16 protein-coding genes and 2 pseudogenes are annotated in these 17,914 nt (G+C 50.0%); 11 read left to right on the forward strand and 7 right to left on the reverse strand.

The window, feature by feature from the left end:
* The first annotated feature begins 116 nt into the window (after window positions 1–116).
* From tnpA (EP25_RS0120505) to EP25_RS23095, 10 genes and pseudogenes are all read left to right on the forward strand, one after another.
* Window positions 117–548, forward strand: a pseudogene (gene tnpA / locus EP25_RS0120505) (IS200/IS605 family transposase).
* Between the two features lie 402 nt (window positions 549–950).
* Window positions 951–1,151 carry a (2Fe-2S)-binding protein gene (locus tag EP25_RS0120515; RefSeq protein ID WP_031435582.1) on the forward strand — a complete coding sequence of 67 codons (201 nt, stop codon included), beginning with the start codon at window positions 951–953 and terminating at the stop codon, window positions 1,149–1,151.
* Between the two features lie 25 nt (window positions 1,152–1,176).
* Window positions 1,177–1,641, forward strand: a complete 465-nt coding sequence (gene bfr, locus EP25_RS0120520) for a bacterioferritin (RefSeq protein ID WP_031435583.1) — start codon at window positions 1,177–1,179, stop codon at window positions 1,639–1,641.
* A gap of 133 nt (window positions 1,642–1,774) precedes the next feature.
* A complete protein-coding gene (locus tag EP25_RS0120525) occupies window positions 1,775–2,557 on the forward strand; it encodes an alpha/beta hydrolase (protein WP_160172763.1) in 783 nt (260 codons plus the stop codon).
* A 124-nt stretch (window positions 2,558–2,681) separates the two neighbouring features.
* Complete coding sequence (gene ftsH, locus EP25_RS0120530; protein ID WP_031435585.1) at window positions 2,682–4,622, forward strand: ATP-dependent zinc metalloprotease FtsH; 1,941 nt, start codon at window positions 2,682–2,684, stop codon at window positions 4,620–4,622.
* A 517-nt stretch (window positions 4,623–5,139) separates the two neighbouring features.
* Window positions 5,140–5,526, forward strand: a complete 387-nt coding sequence (locus EP25_RS0120535; RefSeq protein WP_031435586.1) for a group II truncated hemoglobin — start codon at window positions 5,140–5,142, stop codon at window positions 5,524–5,526.
* Between the two features lie 16 nt (window positions 5,527–5,542).
* A complete protein-coding gene (locus EP25_RS0120540) occupies window positions 5,543–7,447 on the forward strand; it encodes a bifunctional diguanylate cyclase/phosphodiesterase (RefSeq protein WP_031435587.1) in 1,905 nt (634 codons plus the stop codon).
* Complete coding sequence (locus EP25_RS0120545; protein ID WP_031435588.1) at window positions 7,434–8,093, forward strand: transglutaminase-like cysteine peptidase; 660 nt, start codon at window positions 7,434–7,436, stop codon at window positions 8,091–8,093. The genes EP25_RS0120540 and EP25_RS0120545 overlap by 14 nt, the downstream gene beginning before the upstream one ends.
* Complete coding sequence (locus tag EP25_RS0120550; protein ID WP_235185967.1) at window positions 8,090–8,839, forward strand: M48 family metallopeptidase; 750 nt, start codon at window positions 8,090–8,092, stop codon at window positions 8,837–8,839. Before EP25_RS0120545 ends, EP25_RS0120550 begins: the two co-directional genes overlap by 4 nt.
* Window positions 8,839–9,315, forward strand: coding sequence for a protein disulfide oxidoreductase (locus EP25_RS23095; RefSeq protein WP_084191121.1), 477 nt, complete (start codon window positions 8,839–8,841; stop codon window positions 9,313–9,315). The genes EP25_RS0120550 and EP25_RS23095 overlap by 1 nt, the downstream gene beginning before the upstream one ends.
* Before the next feature lie 863 nt (window positions 9,316–10,178).
* Here EP25_RS23095 and EP25_RS0120565 read toward each other — a convergent pair.
* From EP25_RS0120565 to EP25_RS0120595, 7 genes are all read right to left on the reverse strand, one after another.
* Window positions 10,179–11,024, reverse strand: a complete 846-nt coding sequence (locus tag EP25_RS0120565) for a sulfurtransferase (protein WP_031435591.1) — start codon at window positions 11,022–11,024, stop codon at window positions 10,179–10,181.
* 1 nt (window position 11,025) lies between these two features.
* Complete coding sequence (hemJ, locus tag EP25_RS0120570) at window positions 11,026–11,451, reverse strand: protoporphyrinogen oxidase HemJ (RefSeq protein ID WP_031435592.1); 426 nt, start codon at window positions 11,449–11,451, stop codon at window positions 11,026–11,028.
* A gap of 125 nt (window positions 11,452–11,576) precedes the next feature.
* Window positions 11,577–12,668 carry a hypothetical protein gene (locus EP25_RS0120575; RefSeq protein WP_051906947.1) on the reverse strand — a complete coding sequence of 364 codons (1,092 nt, stop codon included), beginning with the start codon at window positions 12,666–12,668 and terminating at the stop codon, window positions 11,577–11,579.
* Entirely contained in the window at window positions 12,668–14,998 is a 2,331-nt protein-coding gene (locus EP25_RS0120580; RefSeq protein WP_031435594.1) for a DUF3438 family protein, read from the reverse strand. The genes EP25_RS0120575 and EP25_RS0120580 overlap by 1 nt, the downstream gene beginning before the upstream one ends.
* Window positions 14,999–15,019: 21 nt before the next feature.
* Window positions 15,020–15,475: a hypothetical protein gene (locus tag EP25_RS0120585; protein WP_152555697.1), complete on the reverse strand. Its 456-nt coding sequence runs from the start codon at window positions 15,473–15,475 to the stop codon at window positions 15,020–15,022.
* Window positions 15,476–15,579: 104 nt separating this feature from the next.
* Entirely contained in the window at window positions 15,580–16,800 is a 1,221-nt protein-coding gene (locus tag EP25_RS0120590) for a type II secretion system F family protein (RefSeq protein WP_031435596.1), read from the reverse strand.
* A 65-nt stretch (window positions 16,801–16,865) separates the two neighbouring features.
* On the reverse strand, window positions 16,866–17,243 hold the full coding sequence (locus EP25_RS0120595; protein WP_031435597.1) for a GxxExxY protein: 378 nt from the start codon (window positions 17,241–17,243) through the stop codon (window positions 16,866–16,868).
* Between the two features lie 175 nt (window positions 17,244–17,418).
* Here EP25_RS0120595 and tnpA (EP25_RS0120600) point away from each other — a divergent pair.
* Window positions 17,419–17,850 (forward strand): annotated as a pseudogene (gene tnpA / locus EP25_RS0120600) (IS200/IS605 family transposase).
* Window positions 17,851–17,914 lie beyond the last annotated feature (64 nt).

Here is a 17,914-nt window from a genome sequence, read left to right on the forward strand (position 1 = left end):
CTCCCGTTAATTCCGCCAATGCAAGGGCATAGTGGGTTAATTATCCATCATAAGGTTTAAACCACCGGCTTTAGCCGGTCAGCTTTAGCTGCGATAATTTGCCCAAGGAGGTGGCGATGGACTATAGATACGGCAGCCATACGGTTTACCAAATTGAGTATCATTTTGTTTGGGTTACGAAGTATCGTTATAAAGTGCTGAAGGATGAAATAGCCGAACGAGTGAGAGACTTGGTGCGGCAGACATGCGAAGCCTTTGAGATACGGATTATCAAAGGTGTCGTGAGCAAAGATCATGTGCACATTTTGGTGAGTGCGCCGCCGACTATGGCCCCAAGCGAAATCATGAGGCGAATCAAGGGACGAACTTCGAGCTATCTGTTCGAAGAGTTCCCGCACTTGAAAAAGCGATATTGGGGTCGACATTTTTGAGCCCGCGGTTATTTTTGCGCCACAGTGGGGCAAATGACTGATGAGATGATAAAGCAATATTTGGAGCATCACTTTGAACCTAATCCAAACGATAATTTCAAGATGGAGCCCGACTAAGACGCGTCGTTTAGTCGACGCGTATCCGGACTTTCAGTCCGTTATTGGAACCCACCCGCTTGAGCGGGTGGTTGTTTAGTTGGTGCGATTACCACGCAATTATGTGACATTTTGGTGCGTATTGAATTCAATGCACTTGTTAATAAAGTTTTTGAGCAAGGGTTGTGCCAGGGTGTAAGGAGTTGCGAAATCAGAGGCCTTATCCAGATAAATGTTGCCCCCAAGAAGACTAGGTGGAATAAGGCTGTTCTTATAGGAGCTAGCTGAAACAGATCGCGTAAATTATGCAAGATGTCGTAAAGGCGCTAAGCGGTTAGAACTTAAAATACCGTATTGAAAAATTATTGCTTTACATCTAAATAATAATTGTTATCATTAGCAAAAAATTGATGAGGGTTAGCTATGTATGTTTGTATCTGTAAAGCGGTAACCGACAGTCAGTTGGAATTAGCGATTAACGAGGGTTTATGTACACGGCGTCAGTTGTTTGAATGTTTCGGTGTGGGCGGTGATTGTGGAAAATGTAATAAGGACATTCGTGAGTTGCTTAATCATAATAAGGAGCATAAGCTTAATGAAGCAACGAACGAGTTAGCGGCTTAATTTCAAAGACACACGGGAGAACGGCGTGAAAGGCGACACTAAAGTCATAGACTATTTGAACAAGGCCCTGGAGAATGAGTTGACGGCCATCAACCAATATTTTTTGCATGCCAGAATGTATAAAAATTGGGGATTCGATCAGCTCAACGACAAGGAATATCATGAATCGATCGATGAAATGAAACACGCCGATCGCTTGATCGAACGCATCTTGTTTTTGGAGGGATTGCCGAACCTGCAAAGCCTGGGTAAGTTGCTGATTGGCGAAAATCCTCAGGAAATGCTGCAGTGCGACCTGAAATTGGAACAACAGGCGGTGCCCTTGTTAAAAGAGGCCATCGCCTATTGCGAAGAGGCTAAGGATTATATTTCCCGGGAAATTTTTGCCGCTATCCTGGAGAGCGAGGAAGAGCATATCGATTGGCTAGAGACACAACTGGAATTGATCGATAAAGTCGGTTTACAAAATTATCTGCAATCGCAGATGTAAAGTTCTCTTCGTTTCGGCGGATTGTTTGCGGACAGTCGTCGAAACGCCAACGATTGTGATGACAATGTGCTGTCAGCTATGTGCCGGTTTAAACAAACGGGGCGGTGCCAGTAATTAAACAACCTGTCTCATCGTGAAAGCCTATAAAACCTTCATTGGCTTGATAGCCCTTAACTACATAGCCTTTGGCGGTTTTTTGTACTTTTTCCAGGATTTTTTCCTCTATCATCCAACTCCGTATATTGCTCATCCAGGCCTGCTTGAGAAAGACATTCGCGTAGAAGACGGCACTAATATCAAGTTGTTCGTCGTCAATCCCGGGCATGGCAGAGCGGTGCTTTATTTCGGCGGCAACGCGGAAGCGGTGGGCTTCAATGCGCCCCGTTTTACAGAAGTCTTGCCCGAAAAAACCGTTTATTTGATCAATTATCGGGGCTATGGCGGAAGTAACGGAGAACCTTCCGAAGCCGCTTTCTATAGCGATGCGCTCAGTATTTATGACCGGCTCAAGCCGCTGCATACGGAAATAGCCGTCATCGGCCGAAGTTTAGGCAGTGGTGTGGCGACTTATCTTGCCGCGCAACGAAATATCAGCAGACTGGTGTTGGTTACGCCTTTCGACAGCATCGAGAATGTCGCGCAGAAAAAATTCCCTTTTTTCCCGGTTTCATGGATTTTAACCGACAGCTACGATTCGTTGGCCCGGGCAACAAAAATCAAAATTCCGGTTTTAATTCTGGCGGCGGAGAATGACCGGATTATAGAATCGTGGAGTACGGACAATCTGATTGCCGGATTCCCTGAACGGCAACGCGAGGTTCACGTTTTGCCCGATAGCGATCACAATTCCATTTCCCTCAGTCCGAGTTATTATCGAATAATCGGCCAGTTTTTAGATGTTAAATCAAATAAATAGCGCTTTCGCGTTCGCTGGTTTAAGGGCAAATTATTGCCCCCTAAAGCCGATGTCGTATTTGTCTTGCATGTCGATGAGATAAAGGTATATTGTTAAAAAAAATTTTATAACGAGGCATTGGGTAATGGATAATTCGAAACAAGACGATTTCCTGAGCTATATAAAGGCTTTCCTTGGCAATCTTTATCAATTGCTGAAAAAATTGTTGTCATTTGTGGACGACAAGCTTTCGTCCAAGGAAACCGAATACGACATCAATCAACCTTCGGATAAGAAGCAGAATGCCCGTGGAAAATGGCGGTGGTTGGCTATTGCCTTGGCCGTCATCATGCTGTTGTCGATATTCAACAATGCGGAGCAGTTAAGCCGGGAGGAAATTCCCTACAACCAATTTCTGAAGGCGGTTAAGGAAAACCAAGTCGAAAGGGTGGTCGTTACCGAGAAATATATGATCGGTAATATGAAGAACGGCGAAGAATTTACCACGTTCCCGTTATGGAACGAGGAACTGGCCGAGCTGATGGAAAGCCATGATGTCGAATATCTGGTAAGAAGCAGCGAAAGCTGGCTGGGTAACATCCTGTTCAATTGGGTTATCCCCATGGTTATTTTGGTGTTCATCTGGTCCTGGTTCTTTCGCCGTACCGCGGCCGGCGGCCCCGGTCGCGAATTTTTAAATATCGGCAATAAAATCCGCATTCATCCAGAAACCGGTTCGAAGATAACGTTCGATGATGTCGCCGGCGCCGACGATGCCAAGCAGGAATTGAAGGAAACGATCGATTTTCTTCGCACCCCGGAAAAAATCCAGAAACTGGGTGGCCGCATGCCCAAGGGGGTTTTGCTGGTCGGATCGCCCGGAACCGGAAAGACGTTGCTGGCACGGGCCGTGTCTGGCGAAGCGGGGGTACCGTTTTTCAATATCAGCGGTTCCGAGTTTATCGAGTTGTTCGTTGGCGTCGGTGCCGCGCGGGTACGGGAATTGTTCGAACAGGCCAGACAGAAAGCGCCTTGCATCATCTTCATCGATGAGCTCGATGCCATCGGACGTTCCCGGGGCGGTCCGGTGGTGATGGGAGGCCATGACGAAAGGGAGCAAACCTTGAACCAATTGCTGACCGAAATGGACGGTTTCGATCCGTCCTCCGGCGTCGTCGTGATGGCCGCGACCAACCGGCCGGAGGTGCTGGATAAGGCATTGTTGCGGGCGGGGCGCTTCGATAGGCAAATCGTTGTCGACAAGCCCGATATGCTGGATCGGGTTGAAATCCTGAAACTGCATTGCAAGCACTTGACCCTGGCCGAAGACATCGATTTCGCCGTGATCGCCAGGCGCACGCCAGGCCTAGTCGGGGCGGATCTTGCCAACATCGCCAATGAAGCGGCGATCATCGCCACGCGTCACGAGCAGGACAAAGTGACGATGGCTAATTTCGAAGCCGCCATCGATAGGGTTCTGACCGGGCCGGAAAAGAAAAACCGCGCTTTGAGCCCCGACGAGAAACGTCGGGTGGCCTATCACGAAGCGGGCCACGCCCTAGTTGCGGAGCAGGTGCCGACAGGCCAGCCGGTACATAAGATTTCCATTATTCCGCGGGGCGTGTCGGCCCTGGGCTTTACCCTGCAGCTACCGGTGGAGGAAAAATTCCTGTCCACCGAGGATGAATTGAAAGACCAGTTGGCGATACTGCTAGGTGGGCGCATGTCCGAGGAGCTGGTTCTCGGCAGCATCTCCACCGGCGCCCAGAACGACCTGGAAAAGGCCAGCGAAATCGCCCGTAACATGGTTTGTTATTTGGGTATGAGCAAGAAGCTGGGGCCCCTGACTTATGGCAAACGCCAGCAGCTGCAGTTCCTTCCCACCGAGGAAACCGAGCAGCGCAATTACAGCGAGGAAACGGCACGATTGGTCGACAGCGAGATCAAAGCACTTATCGACGAAGCGCAGAAGAGGGCGCGCGATATTCTGACCAGACAGCGCAAGATCTTGGACCAGTTGGCGGATTTATTGCAGGAGCGAGAAGTTATCGGTCGCGAGGAGTTGACCGAATTGTTGAAGAAATAATCCGTGTCGTCGACACAACGGGAGTGCTTGTTTGCACTCCCGAACAGCGACTATCGCCGATCCTAATATTTAGGATTTTGCCGTCACCATAACCTCTCTCATAGGGGGCATTGGCAAAGACGGTTAAAGTATGGTTGTTTCGCCCGCTTCCGGTTGTATCGTCAATTGCGTATTTTTTTTGCCGAATGTCATGAATCGATCGGATTGCATAGAGTGCCAAGAATCATCCCTCCTTCTCTCAATCGTATCTAGTTCACCGTTTTTAGCGCGGTCATTACCCTCGCAGCATCCGTATCATCTTTGCTGAACGCTGGAGTATATACAGTTGACCCAGTCTTAGCATTGAAATCTGTAATATATTGATAAATAATGAAAAAATAATTTTATGGCACTACAGGCAAGAAAAGTGGCATGATTTTTAATGCATATTAATCAATGGCTTGAAGACTTATGGCACTACATTGACAAAGCTGGGTTAAAATGACGCATCGACATCGAACAATCGATTAATTTACACATGTCTGAACACACAATCACGCCTTATGAACTGATAGGGGGCGAAAAAGCGGTCTTAAGTATAGTGGACCGCTTTTATTTTTATATGGATACCCTGCCGGAAGCCGAAGGCATAAGAAAAATGCACGCAAAAAGCCTGGCGGTGGCAAAGGACAAGCTCTTTAAGTTTTTGTCCGGTTGGTTGGGTGGGCCGAATCTGTTTATCGAGGAATTCGGCCATCCGATGTTGCGACGGCGGCACTTTCCTTTCGCCATCGGCCCGGCGGAACGCGATCAGTGGATGCTATGCATGAACAAGGCGCTTGCCGAGGTCGAGATGGACCCGAGCTTGCGCGACGGTTTACGCCAGGCCTTGGCGCAACTGGCCAGCCATATGATTAATCAATAACTTCCCGGCGGTTATTATGTCTTTATCGAAACAACTGGTCATCCTTATTTCCTTGTTGTTTTTGCTGATATTCAGCATCAATTTTGTGTTGAGCGTCAGAAATATAAAGACCTATTTGGAAGGCGAGGCTTCCATTCATGCCCAGGATACCGCCACATCGTTGGGCTTATCGTTGAGTCCTTATCTAAGGGACGAACAAGACCCCGTCATCGAAACGATGATCCAGGCCATATTCGACCGGGGCTATTACCGGGAAATCCGCTTGGTCAATGTGGATGGCAAGGAATTGGTCGAGTTGCGCGATGACCAGCAGATAAAAGGCGTGCCGGAGTGGTTTATCGAATGGTTGCCGATGAAACTGGCCGAGGCGCAGAGCGAGATCAGCACCGGTTGGCAGGTGACGGGGACCGTATCGGTGACGGTCAATCCCGGTTATGCCTATCACAAACTCTATGAACAAGTAAAAAGCGCCTTTTATTATTCGGCTGCGGTTTTCGCGGCGGCGCTGATTTTGTTGCTTCTTGCCTTACGCATGGCCTTGCGATCTTTAAAGCAACTCGAGCAACTGGCCGTGACGATTGCCGATGGCCATTTCAGCACGATCGATAACATTCCCTGGACCACCGAGGTCAGAAACCTGACTCAGGCGATGAACAGCATGTCGCAAAAGGTGGCTGCCATCATCGATAAGTTGCAGCTGAAACTGAAAGACATGGGCGATCAAATGCTGCGCGACGACTTGACCGGTTTGCATAAAAAGGAGGTCTTCGAAAACGATTTGCGACATTTGTTCATGGAAGATTCAGAGGCGTACATTTATATAGTCAAACTGGATAGCTTGACCCGCTTTGTCAACGAACAAGGCTATGAAAAAGTCGATCGGTATATCCAGGACTTTGCCGAGTTGCTGGAAAATTGTTGCCGTCAATTACCCAAAGGAGTCGCCAATTGTTATCGTTTTTACGGAGCCGAATTCGTCATGTTGCTTAGAAGTGGCGATATCAACCAAGCTCGACAATGCGCCGAACAATTAAGCACGGAATTCGCCCGTTTCGGCCGACGCTATCAAAAAAACGATGTGGCCCATATCGGTGTGGCGCCGTATTGCGCCGTGACGACCGCGGATACCCTATTGGAGTCTGCCTACGAAGCCTATGAACAAGCCAGAATCATCGGCAGTAACGGCTATTTCATCAGAACCAGTCAAAAACCGGCCCGCGATATTGCCGCCTGGAAAGAACTGGTGTTCGAATGCATCGATTTGAAACGCTATGAGCTGGAATTCGTCAGTCGTATCACCAGTTTTCATGACGATTGCCTGTTGATGGAAGAGGCCTTTACCCGTGCCTATGATGGCGAGGGCGAGCCGATCGCGATGGCGACCTTTATTTCCATCGCCGAAAAATTCGCCAAGATCGTCACGCTGGAAACCCAGGTGACCGATCAAGTATTGAGTTTTCTCTTGCAACGGCAATGCCGGCACGCGTTGGCCGTCAATCTGTCGACGCGCACGGTAAAAAGTGCCGAGTTTCGTGCCTGGTTGGGCAAGCGGTTGAAAAGCAGGCCCCAGGAAGCCGGCAAACTGGTGTTCAGTCTGACTGCCTATGCCGTCGCCAAGGAGGAGGACGTTTATCGCGCATTCATAGAGTTCGTGCATGAATTGGGGGCCAAAGTGATTATCAAACGCCTCGACCCCCAGTCCATGTCCGTTTCATTGTGCAAGGCACTGAAACCGGACTATATCCGTTTGGCCCGCGAGATCGGGCAGCATATCGATGAGGACCCGAAAAAACAGGCATTCGTCAAAACGCTGGCGGAAGTCAGCGAGCTGCTGAATATTACGCTGTTTGCCGAAGACGTCGCGGCCGAAGAGGATTGTGTCATCCTGAAGGGAATGGGAATTACCGGTGCCAGCCGCTAACCTCAAACACAGACCGAGCCTCTTTCTGTTCGGCCTGCTATGGGCCTTGGTTGTGTCGGCGACGTTGGAAGTCAGCCAGGCGCTGTTGGAGAGTTTGCGGCAAAAATACGGACAGCCGGCGGCCGAACGCGTGCAAGAGTGGCAAAAGTTGATGCAGACGGCGAAAGAATTGCCGGAACCGGAAAAGTTGCGCATCGTAAACGATTTTTTCAATCGCCGGCTTCGCTTCGTCGACGACAGCGATTTATGGGGTAAATTGGATTATTGGGCGACACCGGTGGAATTTTTGGCACGGGGGGCCGGCGATTGCGAGGACTATAGCATCGCCAAATATTTCACCTTGAAGGAATTGGGCGTGCCGGAAGACAAAATGCGCCTGACCTACGTCAAGGCGATCCGGCTCAATCAAGCGCACATGGTGTTGACTTATTTTGCCGCCCCGCGCGCCGTGCCGATGGTGCTGGATAATTTGATTCCGAGCATAGAAACGGCCGATCGAAGGACGGACCTGCTGCCGGTCTACAGTTTTAACGGTATCGGCTTGTGGCTGGCGAAAAAACGCGGCCACGATCGCCTAGTGGGTAATTCCGACCGTCTGGATTTGTGGTCTCAACTGAAACAACGCATGCTGGAACAATCGTTTTGAAACACATTTTTCGTGGCCTTTCCGCCAAACCCTTGCCATTCGATTATCAAATTCGCCGCAGTCAGCGCGCCAAGAAAACCCGCATCGTCGTAACCGGCGCCAAGATAGAGGTGGTCGCGCCGCCACAGGTCGCGGAGCGTAAAATCCATGATTTTGTTTACGCGCAACGGGACTGGATCAGTGCCGCCGTCGAAAAAATGCAGCGCCATCGTCAAGGCATCGCCAAACTGGCGCCGGCCAGTTATGGCGATGGCGCCAAGATTCCGTTCAAAGGCGATTATTTTCCGCTGATCATCAAGCCGAGCGCATTGCGCCGTATTAAGATCGAGTTTGCCGAGGAAAACGGTTTTATCGCCCATAGTCCTGATTCGACGGTAGCGGGGCATAGCGAGTTGATCCGCGTCGCCTTGATCAAATGGATGAAGGAGCAAGCGAGGGCCGAAGGCCACCGCTATATCAAGCTGCATGCCGATAAGCATCGGCTCACACCCCGTTCGTTGCGCATCAAGACCCAGAAGAGCCGCTGGGGCAGTTGTGGCGTGAACAACGACATCAACCTCAATTGGCTGTTGATCATCGCACCGCCGAGCGTCATGGAATATGTGGTCGTGCATGAACTTTGCCATATCCGCCACCGCAACCACTCGCGCGATTTTTGGGAACTGGTGGCGGATCATCTTCCCGATTACCGGCAACGAAGAGGTTGGTTGAAACAGCACGGTCAAAGCTTGATGCTCGGATTGTGATGGTCAAGAAAATATTGTTTTATCTGGCCGTTGCCGTTTTGATCTTCGGCGGCCAATTTTTTCTTAATCGCGGATTGGCGACCGGTCAGCCTCCGGCTATATTGCAGAAAACCCTGGGCGGTCGCGAGGCCATGGCGGCTATCGAAAAAGGACCGGCCGTCATTTATTTCTGGGCCGAATGGTGCGGCATCTGCAATATGATGAAAGGCTCGATGGATGAAGTGTTACGCGATTATCCCGGCATCACTGTCGCGGTCAGGTCGGGCGATGACGGTGCGGTTACAAGCTATCTGCGTCAACATGGCCTGCAATGGCCGGTCGTCAACGATACCGATGGCGAGATAGCCGGGCATTATGGAGTTAAAGGCGTCCCGGCATTGTTTTTCATCGGCGGCGACGGCGATATTTGGTTGACTTCCGTTGGCTTCAGTAGCGAGTTAGGGATCCGTTTTCGCTTATGGCTGAGCGGCTGGTGAAGCATACGATCGAAAGGCTTCTTTGCCGCCCAAAATTCAGCATAGTTGAGCGCGTAACGCGCACTGGCCAAGCCTTTTGCGAGATCGTCCAGGTCGTGCTTTTCGAGGCTGTTTCGGTCGGTGTCCAGGGTCAGATAGCTGCCGTCGGCAAAATCGATCGCGACGATCGCGGCGGCATGGTAGTCGCTGTAGTCGATTAGCACCATGCTGATGCCGTCGGTATCGTCGGCAAGGATTCGCCGTAACGCAATATTTGCCTGTTCCTGGGTGGCGATGGGGATTTCGTGGACAGCATTGCCGGCGAATCGCCTGTATTTGTCGATGTCGGCAATGGTTGCCCCTTTTGCCCGGTCGCGGTTCAGGAGCAACCATTGTTCGCCGCGTGAAAACAGGAATAGCGCATTCATCGGCACATCGTCCCATAAGCCTTCCGTTTTGATTTGTTGTTTCCAGAATTTGTCGGCGCCGATTTCCAAAATCGCGACATCGGGATCGCCCAGGGCGGGAGGAGAGAAACCGTCGCCGTCCGAATTGCGCAGGCGATAGTTTTCAAGTTCCTGCCTGTCGACGGGGATCGTTTGGGCGGGAAAGTTGGGAAACACGACCGACCAGCCATCGCCGCTTGCGGCTGGGCGGATAGTCGAATACAACAATTTTCGACCGTCCGCGTCCTGCCCCAGCGCGAGTAAGGCGGCCAGAAAGAAGCAGTCGCCGGTATCGTTTTGGCCGAAAGATCCCAGCCTGCCATCGGCGACCGAGGAGCCTGGGTATGCGAATGGATTTTCTAGTGTGATACGGCTATCGATTTTGCTGCAGCCCGCTATGAAGCAGACTGAAACGAGAAATAAAGCCGCGGCTTGCATTCAAAGTGTTTGTTTCGGCGTGTCGGGGTGTCGTCCCCATTCGGCCCAGGAGCCGTCATAGACCGGCACAATCTCTATTCCCAGTCGATACAGGGCCAGCGCCAGCACGCAGGCGGACACGCCCGAACCGCAAGTCGTGACGATGGGTTCGGTCAAATCGGCTCCGGCGGCGCTAAACAATTCGCGCAGATCAGCGGGCGGCAGCAGGCGTTGTTCGGAGTCGGTCAGGCCGGAATAGGGGATGTTGATACTGCCAGGTATATGGCCGGGCTGTAAACCGGGTTCGCTGAGGGAACGTCGTCCTTGAAAACTTTCGGGCGAACGGGCATCGATTATTTGCCGGCCGGAATCTTGTTGAATCTGCTTCATCGTTGATATATCGCAGACCAGTTCGGAGCGATAACGGGCACCGAAGCATCGTTGCGGCCTGGGCGAAGGGAGCATCGATTCTTCCGAATAGGCCAGCTGCCCCCAGCGGGCCAGACCGCCGTCCAATACCTTGACATGGTCATGGCCGAAAACTCGAAACATCCACCAGGCACGGGCCGCGGCGAAAAAATGATTATTGTCGTAGACAATGACCGGCGTATCGTCGGCGATGCCCATCTTTCCCGCGGCCTCCGCGAACCGCTCGGCGTTGGGCAGGGTATGAGGCAACGGAGCATTTGGGTCGGCAATTTCGTCGATATCGAAAAACAGCGCGTCGGGAATATGGGATTGGCGATATTCTTCTTTGGCGTTGCGCTGTTGTCTGGGCAGGAAGAAAGTTGCGTCGAGGATGACTTGTTTATCCGAGTGCGGATTTTGCCGTAATTCCTCGCAACTGATCAATGCCGAGCCGTTCATATCAGAATGGTTTCACCGTCGCCAGAATGACGATCGCAAACAAAAACAGCACCGGGATTTCGTTGATCCAGCGGAAGAAAACATGGGAATTGCGGTTGCGGTCGTGTTTGAAATCCAACAGCCATTTGCCGCAGAAAAGATGGTAAACGACCAACAGTAGCAATAGCGTCAATTTGGCGTGCAGCCAGCCGCTGCTACCGTATAGGGCCCAGGCGTAATCGAGCAGCATCCAGACGCCGAAAATCAGCGTGATAATCATGCCGGGCGTCATGATGCCGAAATAAAGCTTGCGTTCCATAACCTTGAAGCGTTCCTGGCTGATCGCGTCCTCGCTCATCGCATGATATACGAACAGGCGGGGCAGATAGAACAGGCCGGCGAACCAGGTCACCATGAAAATTAAATGTAATGCTTTTAACCAGAGCATCGGTTGTCCTTCGTTTTTGCATGATGATGAATTATGACATGTTATTTTCTTCAGAGCCGATAGATTCCTTAAAGTCCTTGCAGAGCTAGAACATGCATTCTGGTGATTCTATCTCGCTTTTCTAATTAAAAGCTAAATTGCATTCCTAAGTTGGCGCCTAGTGATTCCCAGTTCACTTCATTAAGTTTTGTTTCCAGAATTCTTCCATCCGAAAAATAAGTGGTATCAAATCCTTTGTTATCGGCTTTCCAGTTTTTGTAATCAACCGACAAGGTTAAATGCAGGTTATCATTGAGCCGAATTAAACTGCCCCACGATAGATCTAAACCTGCGCCTTTGGCTTCATGACTAAAACTTTCCGGATGAGCAAATTCCTCTCTCAAATTCCAGTTGGCCGTGCCTTCGTAAAAGGCGTAATGATATTGAAAGGAGGTAGTAAAGCTGACTCGGTCCACGATGCTTAATTCACTATCGAAACCAGCCCAAGGACCATACCAAGTAGCATCATAACTGCTGTTCAGCCCGCCAAAATTGTACTTTAACGGAATAGTTTGTTTGCCGTTTCTTATTTTCAGATTCTGCTCGTGATAGGAGAATCCCAACATGGGAGTGAAACTCAGGACTGGTTTTTTGAAACGGCGTGAGGATGGAATCATATTGAATCGGTAACCTAAACCAATGGAAGCATCAATTGTGTCTCCTTCGTCGGCATTGTTATTGGAACGGGAGAATTCCTGGGTTCTATTGTCACCCCAATAGTCTGAATCCTGATTATCGCCATTAAAAATGCGGCCATAGGTAAATTTTCCATCCAAGACTATATTGGCTGGTAAATACATCGTTGCACCCAGACCGAATGTTACGATTTCAAGGTCATCCCAGCTTAATTCCGAGAGAATATTGGGAGTTCCAATCGGAGAAGCAATATTCCAATCTAATTCATCCTGGCGATAGCCGCTGTTAATATAAAACTCCATCAGAACATCTTGTTCAGTGATCTCATCCGCTAGGCTATCGTTAGGGTTTTCCATAGCTGCTTGATCTTCTTCCCGGTAAATCACCATATGTAGGGCAGGGCCCTCGTCGGCCGTTTCTGCACCGGGATCAAAAAACTCAATATTGAGGTTGTCTGAGTTAAACGCTCGATTGTTGGCGAATCCAATTCCTTGCACGGCAAGAAGCAAACAACCGACGGAAAATAAAACCTTGTTTTGCATTATTGACCAGCCTTGTCGATGATGTCCCAAAAAGGTTGTGCGGAAACCAGATACAAATAGGTCGAATCGCCGAATTGCCTGTCCGGTGCCAGTGTGGTGTCCTCGATCGTCGAAGCCAACCAGCGGCCGTTCAGTTTGCGGTGATCGACCTTAACCGGCGAAGAGGAAATGTTATGTACTTCCAATGCCGTAACATGCACGCCGCCTTTTTTCCAACTGGCAACCGGAACGGCACGCAGGCTACCGTTGTTTATTTTTAACAAGTCGACATCGTTTTTCCGCGCCAATTCCGTGGGGCGGATACCGGATACTTGTTCCCGTTCGTGGGCGGGTAATCTGACAGCCTTGGAGGCGTATTTTGTCAGCTCGATATAGGTTTGCTGTGCGGCATTTTTTCGTTTGTCAGCTTTTCGTTGTTTTTTCCGTTCCTGTTCCGGACTGTTCCAGCGATGACTGTCCTGTTTGTCCTGAAAACGATATTCCTTATAAGGCTGTTCCAGCTTGTAGTCTTTGTGTACCCCGCCGTCGTTGGAATAAATATCGAGATTGTCTTGGTTCTTGGTATAGGGATGCACACTGTTGCGGTCCAGAAAATCCTTACTGAATTTAAAATCCTTTTCGCCATTGCTCATGATATGCGGCTGGATGATGATGATTAGTTCCTCGCGTTTGCGTTCCCTCAGTTCGTCGGTAAATAGCATGCCAAGCACTGGGATATCTCCGAGTACCGGCACTTTTTTCTCGGCGTCACTGGCCCTTTCGGTGATCAGGCCGCCGATCGCCACCGGCATGTTGTTTTGAATGACGATATTGCCGGCAAAGCTTTTGCGCGAAACGACATCGACCGGTACATTTTGTATGGTTCCGGACCCCGTATCGACGGGAATTTCGGATTGAACTGGACTGATCGCCGATTGGTCAATCAGCAGGTTCAGGTTGACGCTGTTGTCTTTACTGATGCTCGGCGTCATGATCAAAGTCGTACCGATCTGCTGGCGTTCCACCACGGGGTCATTACGTATTTGATTGACGACTGTACCGGATCCCGTTGCGGTCGTATTGCTGGTGGAAACGTTGAAATCGACGGTGATGGGCCGTTCTTCGGCCAACGTAATCCGGCTTACTTCCTGATTGGCGGTCGATACCACCGGGGTTGCCAGTTCGGTGATGCGACCTTCATCCTCTAATAATTTGAGACGAGCCGTAAGATTTTTCGAGAGATAACCCGCTACAATCGATGGATCCCCCAATGCACCCCGTACAAGATCGGTGGCATTATTTGCTATTGACGTGAAATTAGGATCGCTACTTTCGGTGATGTTGATATTGTCGTCACCGATAGAAAACTCGAACGTGGAGCTATAGTCATCGTTCAAGGCAACGCTTAGAATTTTTACTTCCAGTAAAACCGTAATCGGCGGCTTGTCCAAGTTACCGATCAATTTTTCGATTTCTCTGATCGCCATCGGATCGCGCGTTCGTACCAGAATATTGTTTTGGTTTTTCAGCAAGGTCAGGAAGATCGGCGCGTCTTCCTGGATATGTTGACTAATTTGGCCGGTACTTGCCTGAATATTGCCGGAAATGACGTCCTGTAGGTTTTTTTGCAATTCCTCGTTGCTGAGCAGCGAAAGAACATTGCCTCGGTTATTCGCTTGAAAGTTGCCGCGGCCGGAACGGTTGCCGCGATTGTTCCGGTTATTGTTGTTTTGGTTATTGTTGTTTTGGTTGTTAAAGTTGCTGTTGTTATTCAAATTATTGTTGCCGCCGCCGTTGTTGGTGCCGGTATCGATAGTGCTTCGGTTGGCGAGCAGATCGAAACGGCGGAAACGGTTTTGCAGATCCTGATAGATTTCATCCTGCTCCTGACCTAATGCCATCTGCACCCGTTCCGGATACAGGTTTTGAACGGCATAGGCGATCGACAGCACGTTCTGATAACGGGCGGTGAAGACCTTGACATGTTCGCGGTTAGCCTCGACGTTGCCGAGGCGAAATTCCTCCGCCGTGTACATGCGGTAAATATTCGAATTGGCGTCCTTGCGATACCAGAGATTATAGGTCTTGGCCAGGGTTTCCAACACATCTTCAGGGGTGACCTTGTTCAGAAACATCGTCACCCTGACGTCGGCGGCTTTTTTCGAGGTAATCACATTCAACCGGTATTGGTCGGATAAAAGTCGCAAGGCTTCCGCCATTGGTATGTCATGGAACTCGATGCGTTCGATAATAGGGGGATTGTTTTTTGCGGCCGGCCAGGCGGTAGCCGGGGTCATTAAAGTCACGGCGATAAACGCGCCACAAATGCTGCTTTTGAAAAAGCGGTTCATAAATATTCCTGAAATACCTATTTAGCGTAGAATCAACGTTTCATTCAGAGGAAAAATCCGGATGCGTACGGTATGCATGTCGATGCTTTCCACCGCTATTTCATAGATTGCGTTATCCTGCATAAAAGAAAAGTTACCGCCGGGTTTAACAAAATAGAGTTTTTTGTTAATGCTCAATAATGCCGAGGAGTTTTTGCCGTCCTCGCTGAAGGTTTTTGCCGCCAGTGTGATTTCGGGCAATTTAAATTCGGTGTCGCCGCTGCCGCCGCGCCGGGCCGATAAGCGTTTTAATGCTTCGCTAAAGCTCCCGGTCATTTGCGTGGGATCTTTAATGGCGCCGCTATCCGGCGTCAGCGACGGCGCCTGTTCGGTTTTGGGGGCAGGCCTGCCTGAAGTACTTTTGAAAGCGTCTTTAAGCTTATCCACGATGACGGTCGGGTCGCGCTGCATTTCGGTGGTCTGGTTAATCTTTTCCACCGTCATCTGCGAGTGCTTGCTGTAAATGGAATTTCGCGTTGTCGAATGATCGGCAACAACCGGCAGCGCAAGGCTTGGCAATAATAATATAAGTAGGCTGCGCATCATGAAGGACTCCCCCCGGCAGCGGAAAACATCGCGACCAGAAACGCGGCATATACGAAGCCGACGATGCCTCCGACGAAAATAGTCATCAGCGGTGCGATCATCCCGGTCAATTTAGCTATCGCCTGTTGCAATAGCTCGTCATGATAGTCGGTCATTTCGATTAAAATCTCATCCAGAGTTCCAGAACTTTCACCGACCCGGACCATTTGCAGCAGCAAAGGCATATAGCCGCTATCGGTTTCCAAGGGCTCGGTTAACGACGAGCCCTGCATGACCCGGTTGCGTGCAATATGGACCTTGCTGGCCATAAAACGATTGCCGTGCAACTTTTCCATTGTTTCCAGTGCTTCGACGATCACCACGCCGCTGCGCAGTAGTAGCCCCATCGCGCGAGCGAACAGCACGGTGCCGGAAAGTTTGAATACATAGCCAAATATTGGCAGCTTCAAGGCGATGCGGTCCATCCACCAGCGGGTTCTGGGGACATGATATAACGCAATAAGAGTAAATAGGGTGGAGCCAATAAAGACCCCCACAAAGATGCCGTTGGCCAGAAACCAGTCCGACAGATCAATCAATGCTTGCGTAATCGGCGGCATCGGTTTGCCCATGATTTGCAGTAGTTTTTTGATTTCGGGAATGATGTTGGTCAACATGAAGACGACCAGGCCGATCGCGAACAACAGAGTGAAGGCGGGATAGCGCAATGCCGAGACGATTTGTTTTTTCAGCTTGCGGCTGGCTTTCATTTCCTCTGCGGCCTGGTCCATGACGATGTTCAGATGGCCCGTCTGTTCCCCAACCCGAACCAGCTGGATCGTGAAATTGCTGAAAATCTTGTGCTGCGACAAGGCATCGGTAAACGAACTGCCCTGCTGAATCCGCTTGGCAAGATCCACCCAGGTGCCGCGGGCGCCGATGCGACAATGACGGGCGGTCATGTTCAACGCATCGAGCAGACTGATGCCGCTGCGCAGCATCACAGCCATCTGATGGAATTCGTGCTCGATGTCATCCGGACGAATGGACCGGTAATCCAGCGGATTCCAGCTGAAGGAGGCGGAACTTTCTTGTTTGTTCTTGACCTCGGCGATCTTGAGCGGAAGCAGGCCCTGGCTCCGCAAGTTGGCGATGGCCGCCTCGCGAGACGGGCTTTCGATCGAGTCGTTCCGTTGTACGCCGCTGCGGTCGCGGGCCGAATAACTGAAAACAGGCATGGTTAAAAAATGATATCGACAGAGATTAAGAGACACAGAGTTTTACGATTGCACCTGCTTCGCAATTAATAATCATTCACTAGGCGTTTGATTCCTTTGTGTAACAGAGGGACGCTGAAGTTAATTAACAAGCCGACCTTGCATCCGGTCAGCCTGAGACGGGTGAGTAACTGGGCGTCATGGACCGGCATCAGTCTTTCCACCGCTTTCAGCTCGATCACGATTTTATTTTCCACCACCATATCGATCTTGAAGTTATCCTTGAGCGTATGATTCTTATATTGAATCGGTAATGACAGTTGGCGTTGAAAATTCAGATATTTCTCGCCGAGTTCAATGGCTAGGCACTCTTCATAGATGGATTCGAGCAGGCCGGGCCCCAGTGTTTTATGAACGTCGATCGCCGAGCCGATGATCTGTTCTGTTATCCGGTTTTCGTTCATTGTTGCTTTTTGTTGTCTCACAATAGAGCCGCCGAGAAATGTTTGTCTTGGAAACTTTGTGCCTTTGTGGCAGCGCGGTTCATCATTCCGTGGTTTTAATTATCCATCATAAGGTTTAAACCACCGGCTTTAGCCGGTCAGCTTTAGCTGCGATAATTTGCCCAAGGAGGTGGCGATGGACTATAGATACGGCAGCCATACGGTTTACCAAATTGAGTATCATTTTGTTTGGGTTACGAAGTATCGTTATAAAGTGCTGAAGGATGAAATAGCCGAACGAGTGAGAGACTTGGTGCGGCAGACATGCGAAGCCTTTGAGATACGGATTATCAAAGGTGTCGTGAGCAAAGATCATGTGCACATTTTGGTGAGTGCGCCGCCGACTATGGCCCCAAGCGAAATCATGAGGCGAATCAAGGGACGAACTTCGAGCTATCTGTTCGAAGAGTTCCCGCACTTGAAAAAGCGATATTGGGGTCGACATTTTTGAGCCCGCGGTTATTTTTGCGCCACAGTGGGGCAAATGACTGATGAGATGATAAAGCAATATTTGGAGCATCACTTTGAACCTAATCCAAACGATAATTTCAAGATGGAGCCCGACTAAGACGCGTCGTTTAGTCGACGCGTATCCGGACTTTCAGTCCGTTATTGGAACCCACCCGCTTGAG

Source organism: Methylomarinum vadi (assembly GCF_000733935.1).
Lineage (GTDB): Bacteria > Pseudomonadota > Gammaproteobacteria > Methylococcales > Methylomonadaceae > Methylomarinum > Methylomarinum vadi.

Coding starts and splice junctions, on each gene's coding strand:
- EP25_RS0120580 (WP_031435594.1), bottom strand. CDS start 14,998: ATGAACCGCTTTTTCAAAAGCAGCATTTGTGGCGCGTTTATCGCCGTG.
- ftsH (WP_031435585.1), top strand. CDS start 2,682: ATGGATAATTCGAAACAAGACGATTTCCTGAGCTATATAAAGGCTTTC.
- EP25_RS0120540 (WP_031435587.1), top strand. CDS start 5,543: ATGTCTTTATCGAAACAACTGGTCATCCTTATTTCCTTGTTGTTTTTG.
- EP25_RS0120535 (WP_031435586.1), top strand. CDS start 5,140: ATGTCTGAACACACAATCACGCCTTATGAACTGATAGGGGGCGAAAAA.
- EP25_RS23095 (WP_084191121.1), top strand. CDS start 8,839: ATGGTCAAGAAAATATTGTTTTATCTGGCCGTTGCCGTTTTGATCTTC.
- EP25_RS0120590 (WP_031435596.1), bottom strand. CDS start 16,800: ATGCCTGTTTTCAGTTATTCGGCCCGCGACCGCAGCGGCGTACAACGG.
- EP25_RS0120595 (WP_031435597.1), bottom strand. CDS start 17,243: ATGAACGAAAACCGGATAACAGAACAGATCATCGGCTCGGCGATCGAC.
- EP25_RS0120575 (WP_051906947.1), bottom strand. CDS start 12,668: ATGCAAAACAAGGTTTTATTTTCCGTCGGTTGTTTGCTTCTTGCCGTG.
- hemJ (WP_031435592.1), bottom strand. CDS start 11,451: ATGCTCTGGTTAAAAGCATTACATTTAATTTTCATGGTGACCTGGTTC.
- EP25_RS0120515 (WP_031435582.1), top strand. CDS start 951: ATGTATGTTTGTATCTGTAAAGCGGTAACCGACAGTCAGTTGGAATTA.
- EP25_RS0120565 (WP_031435591.1), bottom strand. CDS start 11,024: ATGAACGGCTCGGCATTGATCAGTTGCGAGGAATTACGGCAAAATCCG.